The sequence below is a fragment of the Hydrogenophaga sp. L310 genome, assembly GCF_055703065.1.
In genome coordinates this window covers 37,668-54,591 of the sequence record NZ_JBVPZA010000008.1, presented here as the reverse complement: position 1 = coordinate 54,591, position 16,924 = coordinate 37,668, and the positions used below count along the sequence as shown (strand labels likewise).

Here is a 16,924-nt window from a genome sequence, read left to right as displayed (position 1 = left end):
GAAAGAAAGAACCCGCACCATGACCCTTTCCATTTCACGCCGCCACGCCACCGCCCTGCTGCTGGCCCTGCCCGCAACACGCCTGGCCTTCGCGCAGGACAACTGGCCCAGCCGGCCGATCAAGCTGGTGGTGCCTTACCCACCGGGCGGCAACAGCGACAACCTTGGCCGCATCGTGGCCGAGCGGATCGCTGCCCAGCTCAACGCCACCATCATCGTGGACAACAAACCCGGCGGCACGACCCAGATCGGCACCGAACTGGTGGCACGCGCCGCCCCTGATGGCTACACGCTGCTACTCGGCGCGATCACGGCCTTCACCGTGCTGCCGCACCTGCGCAAGAAGTTGCCTTTTGATCCTAAGCGCAGCTTCGAACCGCTGGGCGCGATTGCCGACTACGTGGCGGTGGCGGCTGCGCGAAAGGACCTGGGCGTGGCCACGCTGGCGGATCTGGTCCGCGTCGCCAAGGCCAACCCGGGCAAGCTGACGTATGGATCGGCCGGCCTTTCGTCCTTCGGGCATATCGCTGGTGAAATCATCAAGCGCGATGCCGGCATCGACATGCTGCACGTTCCCTTCAAGGGCTCAGCCGACGCGGCGGCGGCGCTGACGGGCGGGCAGATCGACTTCCTGATCGACGGCACCACCGTGCAACTGGCCAAGGGCGCGCGGGCCGTGGCGCTGTTTGCTTTCTCCGACAAGCGCCATCCCGAGCTGCCCAACGTGCCCAGCCTGCCCGAGACCGGGCTGCAGGTGAAGCGGCCCACCGGCGCGTCGTGGGGGCTGTTTGCCCCCGCCGGCACACCCAAGGCCATTGCCGACAAGCTGGCAAAGGCGCTGGAGCGCGCCCTGGCCGAGCCGGACACGCAGGCACGCATGCAGCGCATCAGCGCCATGCCCGCCTGGGGCTCGCCGGCCGAACTGATGCGCGGGGTAGACAACGACTTCCGCTTCTACGGCGAACTGCTGCCCGCCATCGGCCTGAATGCCGAGGACTGAGAGGCCGAAAGCCTGGCACCGACGTTATCGAACCAAAGAAAGATCCCGAACCATGAAACTGCTGCAAGTCACTTCCCGCTTCACCCGTCTGGGCATGCTGACGGCCGTGGGTCTGACGGCCGCGCTGGCCGCCGCCGGAGCCCAGGCTCAGGCTCAGGCCGCCTGGCCAGCCCAGCCCATCAAGGTCATCGTGCCGTACCCGGCCGGTGGCAACGCCGATGCCATCGCACGGCTTATCAGCAGCAAGGTCGCGGCAAGCCTGGGCCAGAGCCTGGTGATCGAGAACAAGGCCGGCGCCGGTGGCACGATCGGCGCCCAACAGGCCGCACGAAGTCCCGGCGATGGCTATACCTTCCTGATGACGCCCAATGCCGTGGTCAACCTGACCCCCCTGTTGCGCAAGGTGCCCTATGACCCCCTGGAGGACCTGCTGCCGGTCGCCATGATGTCCAGCAGCTACGGTCTGGTGGCCGCACGCAAGGATCTACCGGCCAACACCATGGCCGAATTCATTGCGTTGGCGAAGAAGGACCCCGGCAAGCTGAACTTCGGCTCGGTCGGGGCGGGCACGGCCACGCACATCAACGGCGAGATCGTGCACCTCAAGACCGGCATCCAGCTCACCCATGTGCCGTACAAAGGATCTGCCGAGTCGCTGGCCGACCTGCTGGGCGGGCGCATCGACGTGATCTACGACCCGGTGGCGCTGGCCCAGATCAAGTCGGGCAACCTCAAGGCGCTGGCCGTGACCAGCCCCGAGCGCCACCCCGAGCTGCCGGCCGTTCCCACGCTGCGCGAGCAGAAACTGGACATACCCGGAGGCACCTGGTTCGGCGTTTTTGCCCCGCGTGGCACGCCGCCGGCGATCATTGCCCGCATGGACGCCGAAGTCGGCAAGGCGGTCAATGCACCGGACGCCCGTGCCCTGATGGCCCAGTTCAGCCAGTACCCGGATTACAAGGGAGCCGAAGCCTTTGGGCGCGGCATCCGTGAGGAAACGTCATTCTTCAAGAACCTGATCGCACAGACCGGGCTCAAGATCGAGTGAGTCGCTGTCGGTCTCAGCGAAGCCGCGGCGCCTTCGGGCGCCGTTTTGCATGGTGCGCCAGCCTCAGCACTGTGGCTGAAGTGGTGCCACCTGCTTCAGGGTGAAACCCAGAAGGTGCTGACGCATTCCACGATGCCGGTGCTGACAGATCGCTGACCGGTGGCCTGCCGCTGTCGCGCCTTGGAGGCAGGCCGGCCTCGGTGTGCAAGCAGGCTCCACCCCCACTTCACAGGAGCGCCCCATGGCCACCTACAAGGTCGGATACTTCTCGGCAGCCTTGCATCGAAGTCGATCAACCGCCTGCTCGCCAATGCGCTGGTGAAGGTCGCTCCGCCCGAGCTGGTGCTGAGCGAGATTGCGATCAAGGATCTGCCGCTCTACAGATCGGACTACGACGCCGACTGCCCGCCGGTGGCACGCGCCTTCAAACAGGCGATTGCCGAAGTCGTCCAGTTCAAGCCCGGTCTCATCACGGCCGATGGCGAGGTTACCGACGAGGGCACGAAGCAGTTCCTGCAGAACGACATGACCGACCTGCACGCCTTCATCGTGGGCGTGCTGACGGTGCTGCCGCGCAGTGCCTGACGCGTGTGAAGGGAGGGCGCCTCCGGCTCCACGGCGCCACTGATGTCGCCAGTCGGCCAGCCGGCCACCGGCGGCTCAGCTTCCCTGCCGCAGGGCCCGCCGGTATTGCACCGCCTCGGCGACATGCCCCACACCCACCGTGTCCGCCTCGGCGAGGTCGGCGATGGTGCGCGCCACGCGCAACGCGCGGTGGGTGCTGCGCGCGCTCCAGCCCAGGCGGGCAGCGGCGGTGTTGAGGAACTTGAGGGCCGCGGCATCGGCCAGGATGTGCTGGTCCAATGCCTGGCCGGCCAGCGCCTGGTTGGTGCAACCCTGCCGGACCTGGGCGCGCTCGCGCGCAGCCACCACACGCTCGCGCACCGCATCGCTCGGTTCACCGGCCACGCCGTGCAGGAGATCGTTCGGCGGCAGGGCGGGCACCTCGACGTGCAGATCGATGCGGTCCAGCAACGGGCCGCTGAGCTTGCCCTGGTAGCGCGCGATCTGGTCGGGCGTGTCGCGGCAGGCGCGGGTGGGATGGCCCAGAAAGCCGCAGGGACACGGGTTCATGGCGGCGACCAGCTGGAAGCGCGCCGGAAACTCGCTCTGCATGGCCGCGCGCGAGATGCGGATGTGGCCGCTTTCCAGCGGTTCGCGCAGCGCCTCCAGGGCGGCCCGGGGGTATTCGGGCAGTTCATCGAGGAAGAGCACACCGTGGTGCGCGAGCGAGATTTCGCCCGGCCGCGGTGGCGAGCCCCCGCCCACCAGCGCCACGGCGCTCGCGGTGTGGTGCGGTGCGCAGGTGGGGCGCTGCCCCCAGTGGTCCAGCCGAAAGCGCCCGGCTAGCGAGGCCACCGCGGCGGATTCGAGCGCTTCCGACGCGCTCATCGGCGGCAGCAGGCCGGCGAAGCGCTGGGCCAGCATGCTCTTGCCCGAGCCGGGCGGCCCGACCATCAGGACGCTGTGTCCGCCGGCCGCCGCGATCTCCAGCGCGCGTTTGGCCGCGGCCTGGCCCTTCACTTCGGCGAGATCGGCGTAGGCCACGGTCTGACCGATCTGCGTCGCGGCCAGGCGCACCCAGCCGCCGTCGTCGGGGGGTGCCTCGCCGCCCGCTGCGCTTTCGGGCAGGAACTGCGCCACCACGTCCAGCAGGTGGCGGGCGCGGTACACCTTTGCCTGCGGCACCAGCGCGGCTTCTTCGGCGCTGCCGGGCGGCAGCACCAGCCGGGAGGGTGCTGCGGTGGCGGCGTTGGCGTCGCGGTGCAGCGCCAGGCTCATCGCCAGGGCGCCGCGCACCGGGCGCAGTTCGCCGCCCAGCGAGAGTTCGCCCGCGAATTCCCAGCCCGCCAGCCGGGCGGCGTTGATCTGCCCGTTGGCGGCGAGGATGCCGAGCGCGATCGGCAGGTCGAAGCGGCCCGAGTCCTTGGGCAGATCGGCCGGGGCGAGGTTGACGGTGATGCGCTTGTTGCTGGGGAATTCGAGCCCAGCGTTGGCGATGGCCGAACGCACACGTTCGCGCGCTTCTTTCACTTCCGTGTCGGCCAGACCCACCAGCGTGAAACTGGGCAGGCCGTTGGCGAGGTGGACTTCCACCTGCACCGGACGCGCTTCCAGGCCCAGCAGCGCACGGCTGTGCACCAATGACAGACTCATCTGAATTTCCTCCCTGTTTCGGTGCACGGCAGTCCTGAAGCGCCTCTCCGGGCGTTGGAACTTCGATGCACAAATTTGGTGCCTGGGTTCGGTGGTGACAGCCACCCCAGTCGGCACGAGCGCGCCCATCATGGCACAGGCCGCCGATCCGCCGGCCACCACGCTGGCGTTGCGCGGTGTTTTCACGACAGCGCGGGTCGCCTCGGCCCGATCCGATCGGAACGCGGTTGGCACGGTCCGTGCTTGGGGGTGTAAGCGATTGAATCAAGACCATGGCGCTGCCATGAAACAGTCCGCATCCAAAGTGGTGTCAGCCCTCGTGGCCAGCACTGCCCGTGTCAGCCCCGGTGCATGCCTCACGGCGTGAGCACCACGTACTAGAAGAGGAATCACAGCATGAAAATGGTTTCAGCCATCATCAAGCCGTTCAAGCTGGACGAAGTGCGCGAAGCGCTTTCCAGCATGGGCGTGCAAGGCATCACCGTCACCGAAGTCAAGGGCTTCGGCCGCCAGAAGGGCCACACCGAGCTGTACCGCGGCGCGGAGTACGTGGTCGACTTTCTGCCCAAAGTGAAGATCGAAGCCGCCGTGGACGACGGCCTCGTGGACCGCGTGATCGAAGCCATCGAAGGCGCCGCACGCACCGGCAAGATCGGCGACGGCAAGATTTTCGTCACCGACCTCGAACAGGTGGTTCGCATCCGCACCGGTGAAACCGGCAAAGAAGCGCTCTGATCAACGCCCTGCACAAGAAAGATCATCAACATGAAAAAACTACTTGCAACCCTGTTGTTGGGCGTTGGACTGGCTTTTGGTGGCCTGAACGCCGTGGCCCAGACCACGACCGAAGCGCCGGCCGCTGTCGCAGCACCGGCTGCCGATGCGGCACCCGCGGCCGATGCGCCGGCCGCAGCACCCGCTGCCGAGGCACCGGCTGTTGAAGCCCCTGCTGCTGCTGAAGCGGCACCCGCTGAAGAGGCCGTCAAGGAAACCGTCGACAAGGGCGACGTGACCTGGATGATGATCTCCACCATCCTCGTGCTGCTGATGGTCGTGCCCGGCCTGGCCCTGTTCTACGGCGGCCTGGTGCGCAGCAAGAACATGCTGTCGGTGCTGATGCAGGTGATGGTCGTCTTCTCGCTGATCGCCGTGCTGTGGGCCGTCTACGGTTACAGCCTGGCGTTCGGTGGTGAGGGCCTGATTTTCGGCAACCTCGACAAGGTGTTCCTGAAGGGCATCACGCCCGACTCGCTCGCCGCCACGTTCACCGCTGGCGTGATGATCCCCGAGTACATCTTCATCGCCTTCCAGTGCACATTCGCCGGCATCACCTGCGCGCTGATCGTGGGATCGTTCGCCGAGCGCATCAAGTTCGGCGCCGTGCTGCTGTTCTGCGCCATCTGGTTCACGTTCAGCTACATCCCGATCGCCCACATGGTCTGGGGTACCGGTGGCTACCTGTTCGACAAGGGCGCGCTGGACTTCGCCGGCGGCACCGTGGTGCACATCAACGCCGCCATGGCCGGTCTGGTCGGTGCCTACGTGCTGGGCAAGCGCATCGGCTACGGCAAGGAATCGATGGCGCCTCACAGCCTGACGCTGACCATGGTCGGTGCCTCGCTGCTGTGGGTGGGCTGGTTCGGCTTCAACGCCGGCTCCAACCTGGAAGCCAACGGCGGCACCACGCTCGCCTTCATCAACACCCTGTTCGCCACCGCCGCCGCCGTGCTGGCCTGGTGTGTGGGTGAGACGCTGGGCAAGGGCAAGGCCTCCATGCTGGGCGCCGCGTCCGGTGCGGTCGCGGGTCTGGTCGCCATCACCCCGGCTTGCGGAACCGTGGGCCCCATGGGTGCCATCGTCATCGGCCTGGTGGCTGGCTTCCTGTGCCTGTGGGGCGTCTCGGGCCTCAAGAAGATGCTCGGCGCGGACGACTCGCTCGATGTGTTCGGTGTGCACGGCGTCGGCGGCATCGTTGGTGCCCTGCTGACCGGCGTGTTCTCGGCCGGCTCGCTCGGCGGCGTCAAGGGCGACGACTACTCCATCGCCAGCCAGCTGCTGATCCAGGCCGAAGGCGTGGTCATCACCATCGTGTGGTCCAGCGTCGTGGCCTTCATCGCCTACAAGATTGTTGACCTGATCATGGGTCTGCGCGTCTCGGAAGAAGCCGAACGCGAAGGTCTGGACATCACGTCCCACGGCGAAACCGCCTACAACCGCTGAACGGTTCCAGCGCGGCGCGCGACAAGGTTCACCGACCGTCGCCACCGCGTTGTTACCCAGAGTCTCCTTTGGATGTTGACCCCGTGCTGCCGCAAGGCACACGGGGTTTTTTTCGTTTTGCTCCGTATCATCGTGGCAGGACACCACAACATCAGGAGGAAACCATGTCCCAGGCACTGTCACGCGGGTGGACCGGTCGGATCGCGACCGGATCGTTCGTTTTTGCATTGACGGCGATCACGCCCATCGCGATCGCCGCGACGGGCCAGGCCCCAGGGAGTTCTGGTGGCCAGAAGCCCCCGAGCAAGGTCACCTTCGTCGACGCGCCCTCCAGCGAGAAACCCGCGGCGCGGGAAAAACGCCTCAAACGCGAGTGCAAGGGCCGGCCCAATGCGGGCATGTGCCTCGGGTACACGCGGTAGTCGCCCTGCCGGGCCCTTGCGCTGCATTTGCAGCGCCGCGTGCAAAAAATTCAAAACCCGCATCGGTGTGGCCGCTACGATGGCGGCCATGAGTTACAGCCCCACCGAATCCCCCCGCCAGTTGATCGACCAGGTGCGCGCCGCCGCGTCTGCGCGCCGGTCCCTGCGCATCATCGGTGGCGACACCAAGGCCTTTTACGGTCAGCCCGTCGCGGGTGAGACCCTGTCCACCAGCGGGTGGGCCGGCATCGTGAGCCACGAGCCGAGCGAGCTGGTGGTGACGGTGCGGGCCGGCACGCCGCTGATCGAGCTGGAAGCGGCGCTCGCCGAACAGGGCCAGTGCCTGCCGTTTGAACCTCCGCGCTTTGGCTCCGCGTCCACCATCGGTGGCGCGGTCGCGGCCGGGCTGGCCGGCCCGGCGCGCGCCAGCGCCGGCGGTGTGCGCGACTACGTGCTCGGCGTGCAGTTCATCGACGGCCGGGGCGAGTGGCTCACCTTCGGTGGCCAGGTGATGAAAAACGTGGCGGGTTACGACGTCAGCCGTGTTCTGGCCGGCTCGATGGGCACGCTGGGCATCGTCACCGACATTTCGCTCAAGGTGCTGCCGGTGGCACCGGCCGAAGCCACGCTCGTGTTCTCGCTGGGCCAGCACGACGCGCTGGAACAGCTGCACCGCTGGGGTGGTCAGCCGCTGCCATTGAATGCCAGCTGCTGGGTGAAGGACCAGACCCAGGCCGACGCACCCGAGCTGCTGTTCCTGCGCCTGCGTGGTGCCGTGGCCGCGGTGGAGTCCGCCTGCGAGCGGCTGGCGCGCGAAGCGGGCGGCCAGCGCATGGACAACGCCGAGACAGGCCCCGACTGGGCCGCCTGCCGGGACCAGACCTTGCCGTTTTTCAACGCGCCCGCGCCCGATCTCTGCCTGTGGCGCCTGTCGGTGCCGCAGACCGCAGCGGTCATTTCGTTGCCCTTTGCGCAACTGATCGAGTGGCACGGCGCGCAGCGCTGGCTCTGGGCGCCTGCGTCGGCCGCTGCTGAAATCCGCAGCGCCGCCGCGGCGGTGAACGGCCACGCCACGCTGTTCCGTGCCGGCGCCGACGGTGCGCCCGGTGTGCCGCGCTTCGACCGCCAGACAGCCGTCATCGACACCATCACGCAACGCCTGCGCGCCGAGTTCGACCCGGCAGGCCTCTTCAACCCCGGCAGAACATGAGCCCCCTCGCTCCGCCGCCGAGCGGGTCGCTGCCCCCCCAGGGGGTGCAAACCCGGCTTGGGGCGGCCCGGCGCCCAGTTTCAAAGGGCTGATCTCACATGCAAACCAACCTCTCCCCCGAATACCAGGCGCGCGCCGATGGTCGCGCCGCCGAAGCCATCCTGCGCAAGTGCGTGCACTGCGGTTTCTGCACCGCCACCTGCCCGACCTACCAGCTGCTGGGCGACGAGCTCGACGGTCCGCGGGGTCGCATCTATTTGATGAAGCAGGTGCTCGAAGGCGCCGAGCCGACGCGCAAGACGCAGCTGCACCTGGACCGCTGCCTCACCTGCCGCAACTGCGAAACCACCTGCCCCAGCGGCGTGGACTACGGCCACCTGATCGACATCGGTCGCAAGATCGTGGACGAAAAAGTGCCGCGTCCGGCGGGCGAAAAAGCGGTGCGCTGGCTGTTGAAGGAAGGCCTGCCTTCGCCGCTGTTCGGCCCGGCCATGAAGATGGGGCAACTGGTGCGCGGGCTGCTGCCGGCTTCGCTGAAGAACAAGGTGCCCGCCCAAGAGGACGCCGGGCGCTGGCCCACGCAGACCCATGCGCGCAAGGTGCTCATGCTCGCGGGTTGCGTGCAGCCGGCGATGATGCCCAACATCAACTCGGCGACCGCGCGCGTGCTCGACGCCGCCGGCATCCAGACCGTGATCGCGCCCAAGGCTGGCTGCTGCGGCGCGGTGAAGTTCCACCTGAACGACCAGGACGGCGGCATGGCCGAGATGCGCGCCAACATCGATGCCTGGTGGCCGCACGTCGAGGCCGGTGTCGAGGCCATCGTGATGAACGCTTCGGGCTGCGGCGTGACGGTGAAGGAATATGGCCACATCCTGCAGTACGACGCGACCTACGCGGCCAAGGCCGCGCGCATCAGCGAGTTGACGAAAGACCTGAGCGAGCTGCTGCCCGCGCTGGTGCCGGTGTTGAAGCCCAAGCTGGCGAAGCAACCCGACGCGAAGAAGGTGATCGGCTTTCACCCGCCCTGCACCTTGCAACACGGCCAGCAACTGAAGGGCGGTGTGGAGCAGCACCTGTCGGCAATGGGTTTCACGGTGATGGTGGCGAAGAACGAGGCGCACCTGTGTTGCGGCTCGGCGGGCACGTATTCGGTGCTCAACCCCACGCTGTCGTACCAGCTGCGCGACCGCAAGCTCGGCCACCTGAGCGAGCTGCAGCCGGACGTGATCACCAGCGCCAACATCGGCTGCATCACGCACCTGCAAAGCGGCACGGCCACGCCGGTGCGGCACTGGGTCGAGCTGCTGGACGACGCGCTGGGCTGACACCGGCGGGCATTTCCGCACAGGCGCCGGCCTGTGCACGCACCCGGCCGCCACGGCGATACAAATAAGTAACGCCCCTGTCGCCATACAGCGATAAGCTGGGGCTGCGGTGCCATCAGCGTCTGGCGCCGTGCTTTGTGTTCATGACGCCATTGGAGATTTGACATGGGTTTCTTCAGCAACATCCTGGAAAAGTTGGGTATGAAAGAGGCCGCTGCTGCGCCCGTCATCACACCGCCCCCTGCGGCTGCGCCGGCTCCCGCCGCAGCACCCGCTCCGGTCGCCGCGGCTCCGGCCGAGCCCGTGGTCAACCCCATCGCCATGGTGGACGTGGTTGCCCTGCTGACGGAGAAGGCCGCCAACCACCCGGAGAAACTCAACTGGAAGACCTCCATCGTCGATCTGCTCAAGCTGCTGGGCCTGGACAGCAGCCTGGCCGCGCGCAAGGAGCTGGCCAAGGAGCTGTACTGCCCCGACGACAAGATGGCCGATTCCGCCCAGATGAACATGTGGCTGCACAAAAATGTGCTGGGCCACATCGCGGCCAACGGCGGCAACATCCCGAAAGAGCTGCTCTGAGAGGCTGATGATCCCCGCGCTCGCCACCCTGCTCGTGTTCCAGCTCATCGGCGAGGCGCTGGTGCGCGCGCTGGCGGCGCCGGTGCCGGGCCCGGTGGTGGGCATGGCGCTGCTGTTGCTCGCGCTGGTGCTGCGACCCTCGCTGCTCGGCGCCATCCAGCCCACGGCGCAGACCCTGCTGCAACACCTCTCGCTGCTCTTCGTGCCCGCGGGTGTCGGTGTGATGCTGCACCTGCAGCGCCTGGGCGACGAGGCGCTGGCCATCGGCGTGGCGCTGGTGCTCAGCACGCTGGTGGGCCTGGCCAGCGCGGCGCTCACCATGGCGTGGTTGATGAAGCGCGTGTCGCCACCCTCTGATCACGACACGGCATGAACGAAGGTCTGCCACTCGCTGGTGTGGCCGTCGGCCGCCTGGCCGATGTCTGGGTCTATCTCTCCGCTTCGCCGCTGCTGGGGCTGACGGTCACGCTGCTGGTCTACCACGGCGCTTTCGTGGCCTACCGCAAAAGCGGCTTCCATCCGCTGGCCAACCCGGTCGCCCTGTCGGTCATCGTGCTCGGCGCGCTGCTCTGGGCCACGGGCACGCCCTACGCCACCTACTTCGAAGGCGCGCAGTTCGTGCACTTCCTGCTCGGTCCGGCCACCGTGGCGCTGGCTGTGCCGCTGTTCCAGCAGCTCGCGCGCGTGAAGCGCCTGTGGCTGCCCATGGCGGGCGCGCTGGTGGTGGGCACGCTGGCGGCCACGGTCACCGCCATCGGCGTGGGCTGGGTGCTCGGTGCGTCCAAGGCCACCATCGCTTCGCTCGCGCCCAAGTCGGTCACGGCGCCCGTGGCCATGGGCATTGCCGAAAAGATCGGCGGCCTGCCCACGCTCACCGCCGTGCTCGTGGTGTGCACCGGCATCCTCGGTGCGGCCAGTGCGCGCTATGTGCTGGACGCGCTGCGCATCCAGGACCCCACGGTGCGCGGCTTCGCGCTCGGCACCGCGGCGCACGGCATCGGCACCGCGCGGGCGTTTCTGGTGAGCGAAGAGATGGGCGCCTTCGCCGGCTTGGCCATGGGGCTCACGGCGCTGTTCAGCGCGGTGGCCTTGCCGCTGGTGGCGGGCTGGCTGCTGAACTGGATATAGGCTCCCCCCGCTCGGGGTCTATCCCAACGCGGCTTCAATGTCTTTCGCCAGCTTCTCGGGTGCGTCCTGCGGCGCGTAACGCTTGATCACCGTCCCGTCCTTGCCCACCAGGAACTTGGTGAAGTTCCATTTGATGGCCTTGCTGCCCAGCAGACCGGGGGCCTCGGCGCTGAGCCACTGGTAGAGCGGGTGGGCCTCGGGGCCGTTGACGTCGATCTTGCTCATCATGGGGAAGCTGACGCCGAAGTTGCGCTGGCAAAAGGTGGCGATGTCTTCATTGCTGCCGGGGTCCTGGCTGCCAAACTGGTTGCACGGGAAGCCCAGCACCACCAGGCCACGCGCGCCGTAGGTCTGGTGCAGCTGCTCCAGGCCACCGAACTGCGGCGTGAAACCGCAGGCGCTGGCGGTGTTGACAATGAGCATCGGACGGCCGCGAAACTGCTCAAGGGCGACCGGCTTTCCGTCGATGGACTGGGCTTCGAAGTCGTAGATGGTGTGCATGGAGGCTCCTGTAATCCAGGGTTCACTATGGCAGATCGTGGTGGCCTTGTGCGCGGGAGGGGGACGGGGTCGCGGCGATGAACCATTCGTGTGCCGGCTTGCCCGGGGATGCACCAAAGCGGGCATACTCTTCAGGCGGGTAGTTCCTTTGCCTTCAGTGGAGACGTTTGAATGGCAGTTGCGTATACGGTGGCCCTGGTGGGTTTCGCACAGAACGAGTCGGCGACCTTCGAGTCGTTTTTCCAGCTGGCCGCCCGCCGGCCTCCCGCTTACACCGTGCAGGACGAGGTGATGGATGCCCAGATCCTGATCGTCAACGCCGACAACACCCAGGCCCTTCACCTCGTGTGCGATGCGGAATTGCCGGGCAAGGTGCTGCTGGTGGGACACAACGACGGGGACACTGGCTGGCCCCTGCAGCGCAAACCCGTCAGGCTGGTGTCGGTGCTGGCGGCGATGGATGAGCTGGTGGGTCTGAGGCGGCCGGCCGCGGCTCGCGCCAACGCCACAACTCCGGTGTCACCCCGTCAGGGCGCCGATCGCGGTTTCGCAGCCACCGAGCCGGCGGACAGCCGCAAAGTCCCGCTGGTGCCCGCTGCCCGGCTTCGGCCGCCCTCGTTCGAAACGGAGTTCCCGGCCACGCAGCGCATGGAACGCAGCCGTGAGGCGCCCGTTCCCCAGACCCCCACCTCCGCGACGCCTGCTCGCCCGGCGATCGAGGCGCGCCCTTCCCGCATGCCTCGGCCCGGCGTGATGGGGTTGACCGACTTTGGGGGCCTGGATGTGTTGCCAACGCCCGCTGCCGGCGCCCGCTCGACGTCCTCGCGCTCCACACGCGCAGCGGCCGAACACACCCGGTCGCCCGTGCCCGAGATCAGGCGGGGTGACGTGCTGCTGGTGGCTGAAAGCCTGGTCGAAGGCCGCATCCTCCACAAGCGCTTCAAACGCTACAACCTGTCCATTGACTGGTCGCGCGAGGCTGCTCAGTCCCTGGCCATGCTCAAGGCCCACCCCTATCGGCTGGTGGTCATTGACCGGCTCAATGGGGAGCCCGACGCTTATCAGATCTGTCGCAGCGCCAAGCAGCGCAGGCTGCCCAACGGGCAGAGTCCGGTGGTGGTGATGTTTGCGCCCAGTGCGGGCACCATGGACCGCCTGAAAGCCGGTCTGGCCGGCAGCGACGCCTACCTCTCCCGCTCGGTGGGGGAGGGTGAGCTCTACAAGGTGCTGGCTCAGCACCGCCTGGTCAACCTGGACGGCTTTGAGCAGACCAATATCAGTTACTGAACCCCGCGCCGCGCCTGAGGGCGCGTCACCCATGGAGATCGTCGCGGCGGGCGATCTCCATCAGGCGTTCGAGTTCGTGCGGGTGCGTGCGCTGGTTGTGCTGGTGCCACTTCATGATCAGCCACATGAAACCCGCGACCACAAGACCAAACGCGGTGATGGCGGCGAAGGCCGACAGGCCGGCCGCAGTGGAGAAGCTGTAGAGCGCGCCCAGACCGAGGATGCAGGCCTGTTCGTTGAAGTTCTGCACGGCGATGGAACGGCCCGCCCCCATCAGGTTGTGGCCCCGGTGCTGCAGCAGGGCGTTCATCGGCACCACCAGGAACCCCCCCAGGCCACCGAGCAGCACCAGAAAGGGTGCCGCGACCCAGACGTTGTCGATGAAGTTCATCAGGATCACCAGCACGCCCATGGCGATGCCCAGCGGCATCACGCGGGTGGCCTGGTCCAGCCGCATGCGCATCGAGGCCACCACAGCGCCCACGGCGGTGCCCAGCGCCACCACGCCCACCAGCGACGAGGCCTGCGTGGTGCTGTAGCCCAGCGCCGCGCCGGCCCAGGCCAGCACGATGTAGCGCAGGTTGCCCGAGACGCCCCAGAACAGCGTGGTGGTCGAGAGCGAGATCTGGCCCAGGTGGTCGCGCCAGAGCCGGCTGTTGCAGCGCCAGAAGTCGGGCAGCAGGGCCAGCGGGTTCTTGGGCATGTGGCGGGGTGTCACGCCGGTCAGCGGGATGCGGGTGTTGAACCAGGCCGCGATGGCATAGATGAACACCAGCGCGCCGATCGCCGCTTCGGTCGGGTGCGTGATGCCGGTGTGCAGCAGCGGCAGATCAATCGCCAGCAGGCGGTCAGCCATCCAGGGCGCCACCAGCTGTCCGCCCAGCAGCACGCCCAGGATGATGGAAGCGATGGTCAGACCCTCGATCCAGCCGTTGGCCTTGACCAGTTGCGAAGGTGGCAACAGTTCGGTGAGGATGCCGTATTTGGCGGGTGAATAGGCTGCGGCACCCAGGCCGACCAACGTGTAGGCCAGCAGTGGGTGCACACCTGCCAGCATCAGCAGACAGCCCGCCACCTTGATGGCGTTGCTGATGAACATCACCTGGCCTTTGGGTTTTGCGTCGGCGAACGCGCCCACAAAAGGCGCCAGAACCACGTAAAACAGGGCAAACAGCGGCACCAGTGCCGCACTCTGCCATTCGGGTGCGCCGCGTGTGCGCAGCAACTCGATGGCGGCCACAAACAGCGCGTTGTCAGCCAGAGAGCTGAAAAACTGCGCCGTCATGATGGTGTAGAAGCCGCGCTTCATGGAGGTGATTTTGTGTGCCGGGCCTTGGGTGCGCCTGGTCCTGTGCGGCTGTTTCGTGCGAAAGTCTTGCGACCGGTCTCCAGTGTCGGCGGTTATAGCACGCCATTTGTGACAGTATGTAATACAAAAGCGTGTGAATGACCCATTCACGCTGTCTGCGCCCGCGCAGTGTCCGGCCCAGGCCAGCATCATTTGGCCAACCCAACTCAACCCCTGACTGTCTGCCCATGCCCCGCCCGATCCTCGCCACCGTTCACCCCGAAGCCTTGCGCCACAACCTGAACCAGGCCCGCGTGCGTGCGCCCGATGCCCGGGTCTGGGCGGTGGTCAAGGCCAATGCCTATGGCCACGGCATCGAGCGCTGCTTTGACGCGCTGCGTTCGGCCGACGGCTTTGCCCTGCTCGATCTGGCCGAGGCCGAACGCCTGCGCGCGCTGGACTGGCGCGGCCCCATCCTGCTGCTCGAAGGCGTGTTCGAACCGCGCGATCTGGAACTGTGCTCGCGCCTGCACCTGTGGCACGCGGTGCACTGTATCGAACAGATCGACTGGCTCGCAGCCCACAAGACGCAGGTGCCGCACCGCGTGTTCCTCAAGCTCAACAGCGGCATGAACCGCCTCGGCTTCACCCCCACCGCCTTCCGCGCCGCCTGGGCGCGCCTGAACGCGCTGCCGCAGGTGGAAGAGATCTCGCTCATGACGCACTTCAGCGACGCCGACGGTCCGCGCGGCATTGCCCACCAGGTGGCCGCGTTCGAGCAGGCCACCGCCGACCTGCCGGGTGAGCGCACCCTGTGCAACAGCGCGGCCCTGCTGCGCCATGCCAGCACCCCGCTGCGTGGCGACGGCGTGACGACGCTGGCCGGCGACTGGGTTCGCGAAGGCATCGCCCTGTACGGCTGCGCGCCCGACTACCCGGAAAACACCGCCGCGGGCTGGGACCTGCAGCCCACGATGACCCTCGCCAGCCGGCTCATCGGCACGCAGCAGCTGCATCCGGGTGACACCGTGGGCTACGGCTCGGCGTTCACCGCCGAAGCCCCCATGCGGGTGGGCGTGGTGGCCTGCGGCTACGCCGACGGCTACCCGCGCCACGCGCCCACCGGCACGCCGGTGCTGGTGGCGGGCGTGCGCACCCGGGTGCTGGGCCGTGTCAGCATGGACATGCTCGCGGTGGACCTGTCACCGCTGGACGCGGCCGGCGTGCCCGCCGGGATCGGGGCCGAGGTGGTGCTGTGGGGCCGCTCGGCAACGGGCGCGGCGCTGCCGGTGGACGAGGTGGCCGCTGCGGCGGGCACGATCGCTTATGAGTTGTTGTGCGCGGTGGCGCCGCGGGTTCCGTTTTCGCCCCCGCTGTGATCGACACGGGCGGCTGAGGGGCCGGGCGGTCAAAGAAAAGGCGCAACATCCTGTTTTCTGGTTCGAGCAGATCTTGTACCCCAGGGGGTATGTGTGTATACTACGACCCGTATAGGAGAAAGCCATGCCCGCCCGTTTCACCCGACCCGTTTCAAAGCCCCTCAAAACCACCGTCCTGGCGCTGGCGCAGTGGCAGCCTGCCCGGCGCCGGCTCGTGATTGGCGCCCTGTCGCTCAGCCTGCTCGCTGGTGCGGCGGTGCTGATGGCGGGGTCGGTGAGGGCGGCTGATCAGGCAACGCCCGTCGCCGGGCCCCAGGTGCCGGTGATGACGCTGGGCGCGCAGGCTGTGGGCGCTGGCCTGGAGCTGGACGGCAGCCTGCAGGCCGTGCGCCAGAGCGTGCTCTCGGCCCAGGCCTCGGGCCGCATCGCCACGCTGTCGGTCAAGGCCGGCGATCGCGTCAAGGCCGGCCAGGTGCTGGCCGTGATCGACGATCGAGCCACCCAGGCGGGCGTGGCGCAGGCCCAGGCGGGTTTTGCCCAGGCCGATGCCAACCTCGCCAACGCCAAGGCACACTTCGAACGCACGCGCGAACTGCGTGCCCAAGGTTTTATGGCCCAGGCGGCGCTGGACACGGCGTCATCCCAGTACAAGGCGGCGCAGGCCGGTGCCGCGGCCGCCCGCGCCGGCCAGACGCAGGCGAGCGTGGCCCAGGGCTTCACGCGCCTGACCGCACCGTACGACGGCTGGGTGCTGCAGACGCACGCCGAAGCCGGTGGGCTGGCCATGCCCGGCACACCGGTGCTGACGGTCTACGCGCCGCAGCCGATCCGCGCCGTGGTGCATGTGCCGGCTTCGATGCAGACGCTGGCCCAGCAGGCGCAGCGCGTCGAGGTGCAGCTGCCGGGGACCAGCCAGTGGGTGGCGCCCGCGAGCAAGACCAGCCTGCCCGCAGCAGACCCGGTATCTCAGACGGTCGAATGGCGGCTCGACCTGAGCGCGGCCGACGGCGCCAGCCAGGTGCCTGGCCGTCAGGTGCGTGTGCGCTTTGTCGGCGGCACGGGGCAGCCCGACAACCAGCGCCTGGTGGTGCCCGAGTCGGCGCTGCTGCGCCGCGGCGAACTCACCGGCGTGTACGTGGTGGCCACCCGCGGCGAGGGCCAGCCCGCGGGCTTCGCGCTGCGCGCGGTGCGCACCGGTGCCTCGCACGGGGCGGCCGGCGTCGAGGTCCTGGCCGGTCTGAAAGCTGGCGACCGCGTGGCGCTGGACCCGGTGCGCGCGGGTTTGTCTGGCGCACAGCCAGTCGTGAAATAAGGGGC

General features: G+C 67.8%; 17 protein-coding genes. 14 read left to right on the top strand and 3 right to left on the bottom strand.

Going from position 1 to position 16,924, the window contains the following annotated elements:
- Positions 1-19 precede the first annotated feature (19 nt).
- From AC0GNO_RS14390 to AC0GNO_RS14380, 3 genes are all read left to right on the top strand, one after another.
- Entirely contained in the window at positions 20-1,000 is a 981-nt protein-coding gene (locus tag AC0GNO_RS14390) for a Bug family tripartite tricarboxylate transporter substrate binding protein (RefSeq protein WP_472904435.1), read from the top strand.
- 52 nt (positions 1,001-1,052) lie between these two features.
- Complete coding sequence (locus tag AC0GNO_RS14385; RefSeq protein ID WP_472904434.1) at positions 1,053-2,048, top strand: tripartite tricarboxylate transporter substrate binding protein; 996 nt, start codon at positions 1,053-1,055, stop codon at positions 2,046-2,048.
- 318 nt (positions 2,049-2,366) lie between these two features.
- Complete coding sequence (locus AC0GNO_RS14380; protein ID WP_472904433.1) at positions 2,367-2,633, top strand: hypothetical protein; 267 nt, start codon at positions 2,367-2,369, stop codon at positions 2,631-2,633.
- 75 nt (positions 2,634-2,708) lie between these two features.
- Here the strand turns inward: AC0GNO_RS14380 and AC0GNO_RS14375 are convergent, their stop codons facing one another.
- A complete protein-coding gene (locus tag AC0GNO_RS14375; RefSeq protein WP_472904432.1) occupies positions 2,709-4,265 on the bottom strand; it encodes a YifB family Mg chelatase-like AAA ATPase in 1,557 nt (518 codons plus the stop codon).
- 396 nt (positions 4,266-4,661) lie between these two features.
- Between AC0GNO_RS14375 and AC0GNO_RS14370 the strand changes: the two genes are divergently transcribed.
- From AC0GNO_RS14370 to AC0GNO_RS14335, 8 genes are all read left to right on the top strand, one after another.
- A complete protein-coding gene (locus AC0GNO_RS14370) occupies positions 4,662-5,000 on the top strand; it encodes a P-II family nitrogen regulator (RefSeq protein WP_177136805.1) in 339 nt (112 codons plus the stop codon).
- A gap of 30 nt (positions 5,001-5,030) precedes the next feature.
- Complete coding sequence (locus AC0GNO_RS14365; protein WP_472904431.1) at positions 5,031-6,485, top strand: ammonium transporter; 1,455 nt, start codon at positions 5,031-5,033, stop codon at positions 6,483-6,485.
- A 164-nt stretch (positions 6,486-6,649) separates the two neighbouring features.
- Complete coding sequence (locus tag AC0GNO_RS14360) at positions 6,650-6,907, top strand: hypothetical protein (protein ID WP_472904430.1); 258 nt, start codon at positions 6,650-6,652, stop codon at positions 6,905-6,907.
- 88 nt (positions 6,908-6,995) lie between these two features.
- The gene (gene glcE, locus AC0GNO_RS14355; protein WP_472904429.1) at positions 6,996-8,117 is read left to right on the top strand and encodes a glycolate oxidase subunit GlcE; all 1,122 of its coding nucleotides are present in this window, start codon (positions 6,996-6,998) and stop codon (positions 8,115-8,117) included.
- 98 nt (positions 8,118-8,215) lie between these two features.
- Complete coding sequence (gene glcF, locus AC0GNO_RS14350; protein ID WP_472904428.1) at positions 8,216-9,445, top strand: glycolate oxidase subunit GlcF; 1,230 nt, start codon at positions 8,216-8,218, stop codon at positions 9,443-9,445.
- Between the two features lie 165 nt (positions 9,446-9,610).
- Entirely contained in the window at positions 9,611-10,024 is a 414-nt protein-coding gene (locus AC0GNO_RS14345) for a DUF3597 domain-containing protein (protein WP_472904427.1), read from the top strand.
- Between the two features lie 7 nt (positions 10,025-10,031).
- On the top strand, positions 10,032-10,397 hold the full coding sequence (locus AC0GNO_RS14340) for a CidA/LrgA family protein (protein WP_472888283.1): 366 nt from the start codon (positions 10,032-10,034) through the stop codon (positions 10,395-10,397).
- A complete protein-coding gene (locus tag AC0GNO_RS14335) occupies positions 10,394-11,152 on the top strand; it encodes an LrgB family protein (protein ID WP_472904426.1) in 759 nt (252 codons plus the stop codon). The genes AC0GNO_RS14340 and AC0GNO_RS14335 overlap by 4 nt, the downstream gene beginning before the upstream one ends.
- 18 nt (positions 11,153-11,170) lie before the next feature.
- Here the strand turns inward: AC0GNO_RS14335 and AC0GNO_RS14330 are convergent, their stop codons facing one another.
- Positions 11,171-11,653, bottom strand: a complete 483-nt coding sequence (locus AC0GNO_RS14330; protein WP_472904425.1) for a glutathione peroxidase — start codon at positions 11,651-11,653, stop codon at positions 11,171-11,173.
- 171 nt (positions 11,654-11,824) lie between these two features.
- On the opposite strand from AC0GNO_RS14330, the gene AC0GNO_RS14325 reads away from it, so the two are divergent.
- Positions 11,825-12,940, top strand: coding sequence for a PleD family two-component system response regulator (locus AC0GNO_RS14325; RefSeq protein ID WP_472904424.1), 1,116 nt, complete (start codon positions 11,825-11,827; stop codon positions 12,938-12,940).
- Positions 12,941-12,965: 25 nt separating this feature from the next.
- Here AC0GNO_RS14325 and lplT read toward each other — a convergent pair whose 3' ends face one another.
- Positions 12,966-14,249 (bottom strand): lysophospholipid transporter LplT, encoded by a 1,284-nt coding sequence (lplT, locus tag AC0GNO_RS14320; protein WP_472904423.1) that lies wholly within the window; start codon positions 14,247-14,249, stop codon positions 12,966-12,968.
- Positions 14,250-14,476: 227 nt separating this feature from the next.
- Between lplT and alr the strand changes: the two genes are divergently transcribed.
- Both alr and AC0GNO_RS14310 read left to right on the top strand, forming a co-directional pair.
- Positions 14,477-15,607, top strand: a complete 1,131-nt coding sequence (alr, locus tag AC0GNO_RS14315; RefSeq protein WP_472904422.1) for an alanine racemase — start codon at positions 14,477-14,479, stop codon at positions 15,605-15,607.
- 124 nt (positions 15,608-15,731) lie between these two features.
- Positions 15,732-16,919 (top strand): efflux RND transporter periplasmic adaptor subunit, encoded by a 1,188-nt coding sequence (locus AC0GNO_RS14310; protein ID WP_472904421.1) that lies wholly within the window; start codon positions 15,732-15,734, stop codon positions 16,917-16,919.
- Positions 16,920-16,924: the final 5 nt, after the last annotated feature.

Excerpts from the sequence above, each read along its gene's own strand:
- AC0GNO_RS14330 (WP_472904425.1), bottom strand. The coding sequence starts at position 11,653 with ATGCACACCATCTACGACTTCGAAGCCCAGTCCATCGACGGAAAGCCG.
- AC0GNO_RS14370 (WP_177136805.1), top strand. The coding sequence starts at position 4,662 with ATGAAAATGGTTTCAGCCATCATCAAGCCGTTCAAGCTGGACGAAGTG.
- glcF (WP_472904428.1), top strand. The coding sequence starts at position 8,216 with ATGCAAACCAACCTCTCCCCCGAATACCAGGCGCGCGCCGATGGTCGC.
- AC0GNO_RS14325 (WP_472904424.1), top strand. The coding sequence starts at position 11,825 with ATGGCAGTTGCGTATACGGTGGCCCTGGTGGGTTTCGCACAGAACGAG.
- AC0GNO_RS14310 (WP_472904421.1), top strand. The coding sequence starts at position 15,732 with ATGCCCGCCCGTTTCACCCGACCCGTTTCAAAGCCCCTCAAAACCACC.
- AC0GNO_RS14390 (WP_472904435.1), top strand. The coding sequence starts at position 20 with ATGACCCTTTCCATTTCACGCCGCCACGCCACCGCCCTGCTGCTGGCC.
- glcE (WP_472904429.1), top strand. The coding sequence starts at position 6,996 with ATGAGTTACAGCCCCACCGAATCCCCCCGCCAGTTGATCGACCAGGTG.
- AC0GNO_RS14365 (WP_472904431.1), top strand. The coding sequence starts at position 5,031 with ATGAAAAAACTACTTGCAACCCTGTTGTTGGGCGTTGGACTGGCTTTT.
- AC0GNO_RS14360 (WP_472904430.1), top strand. The coding sequence starts at position 6,650 with ATGTCCCAGGCACTGTCACGCGGGTGGACCGGTCGGATCGCGACCGGA.
- AC0GNO_RS14385 (WP_472904434.1), top strand. The coding sequence starts at position 1,053 with ATGAAACTGCTGCAAGTCACTTCCCGCTTCACCCGTCTGGGCATGCTG.
- AC0GNO_RS14340 (WP_472888283.1), top strand. The coding sequence starts at position 10,032 with ATGATCCCCGCGCTCGCCACCCTGCTCGTGTTCCAGCTCATCGGCGAG.
- AC0GNO_RS14335 (WP_472904426.1), top strand. The coding sequence starts at position 10,394 with ATGAACGAAGGTCTGCCACTCGCTGGTGTGGCCGTCGGCCGCCTGGCC.
- AC0GNO_RS14375 (WP_472904432.1), bottom strand. The coding sequence starts at position 4,265 with ATGAGTCTGTCATTGGTGCACAGCCGTGCGCTGCTGGGCCTGGAAGCG.
- alr (WP_472904422.1), top strand. The coding sequence starts at position 14,477 with ATGCCCCGCCCGATCCTCGCCACCGTTCACCCCGAAGCCTTGCGCCAC.
- AC0GNO_RS14345 (WP_472904427.1), top strand. The coding sequence starts at position 9,611 with ATGGGTTTCTTCAGCAACATCCTGGAAAAGTTGGGTATGAAAGAGGCC.
- lplT (WP_472904423.1), bottom strand. The coding sequence starts at position 14,249 with ATGAAGCGCGGCTTCTACACCATCATGACGGCGCAGTTTTTCAGCTCT.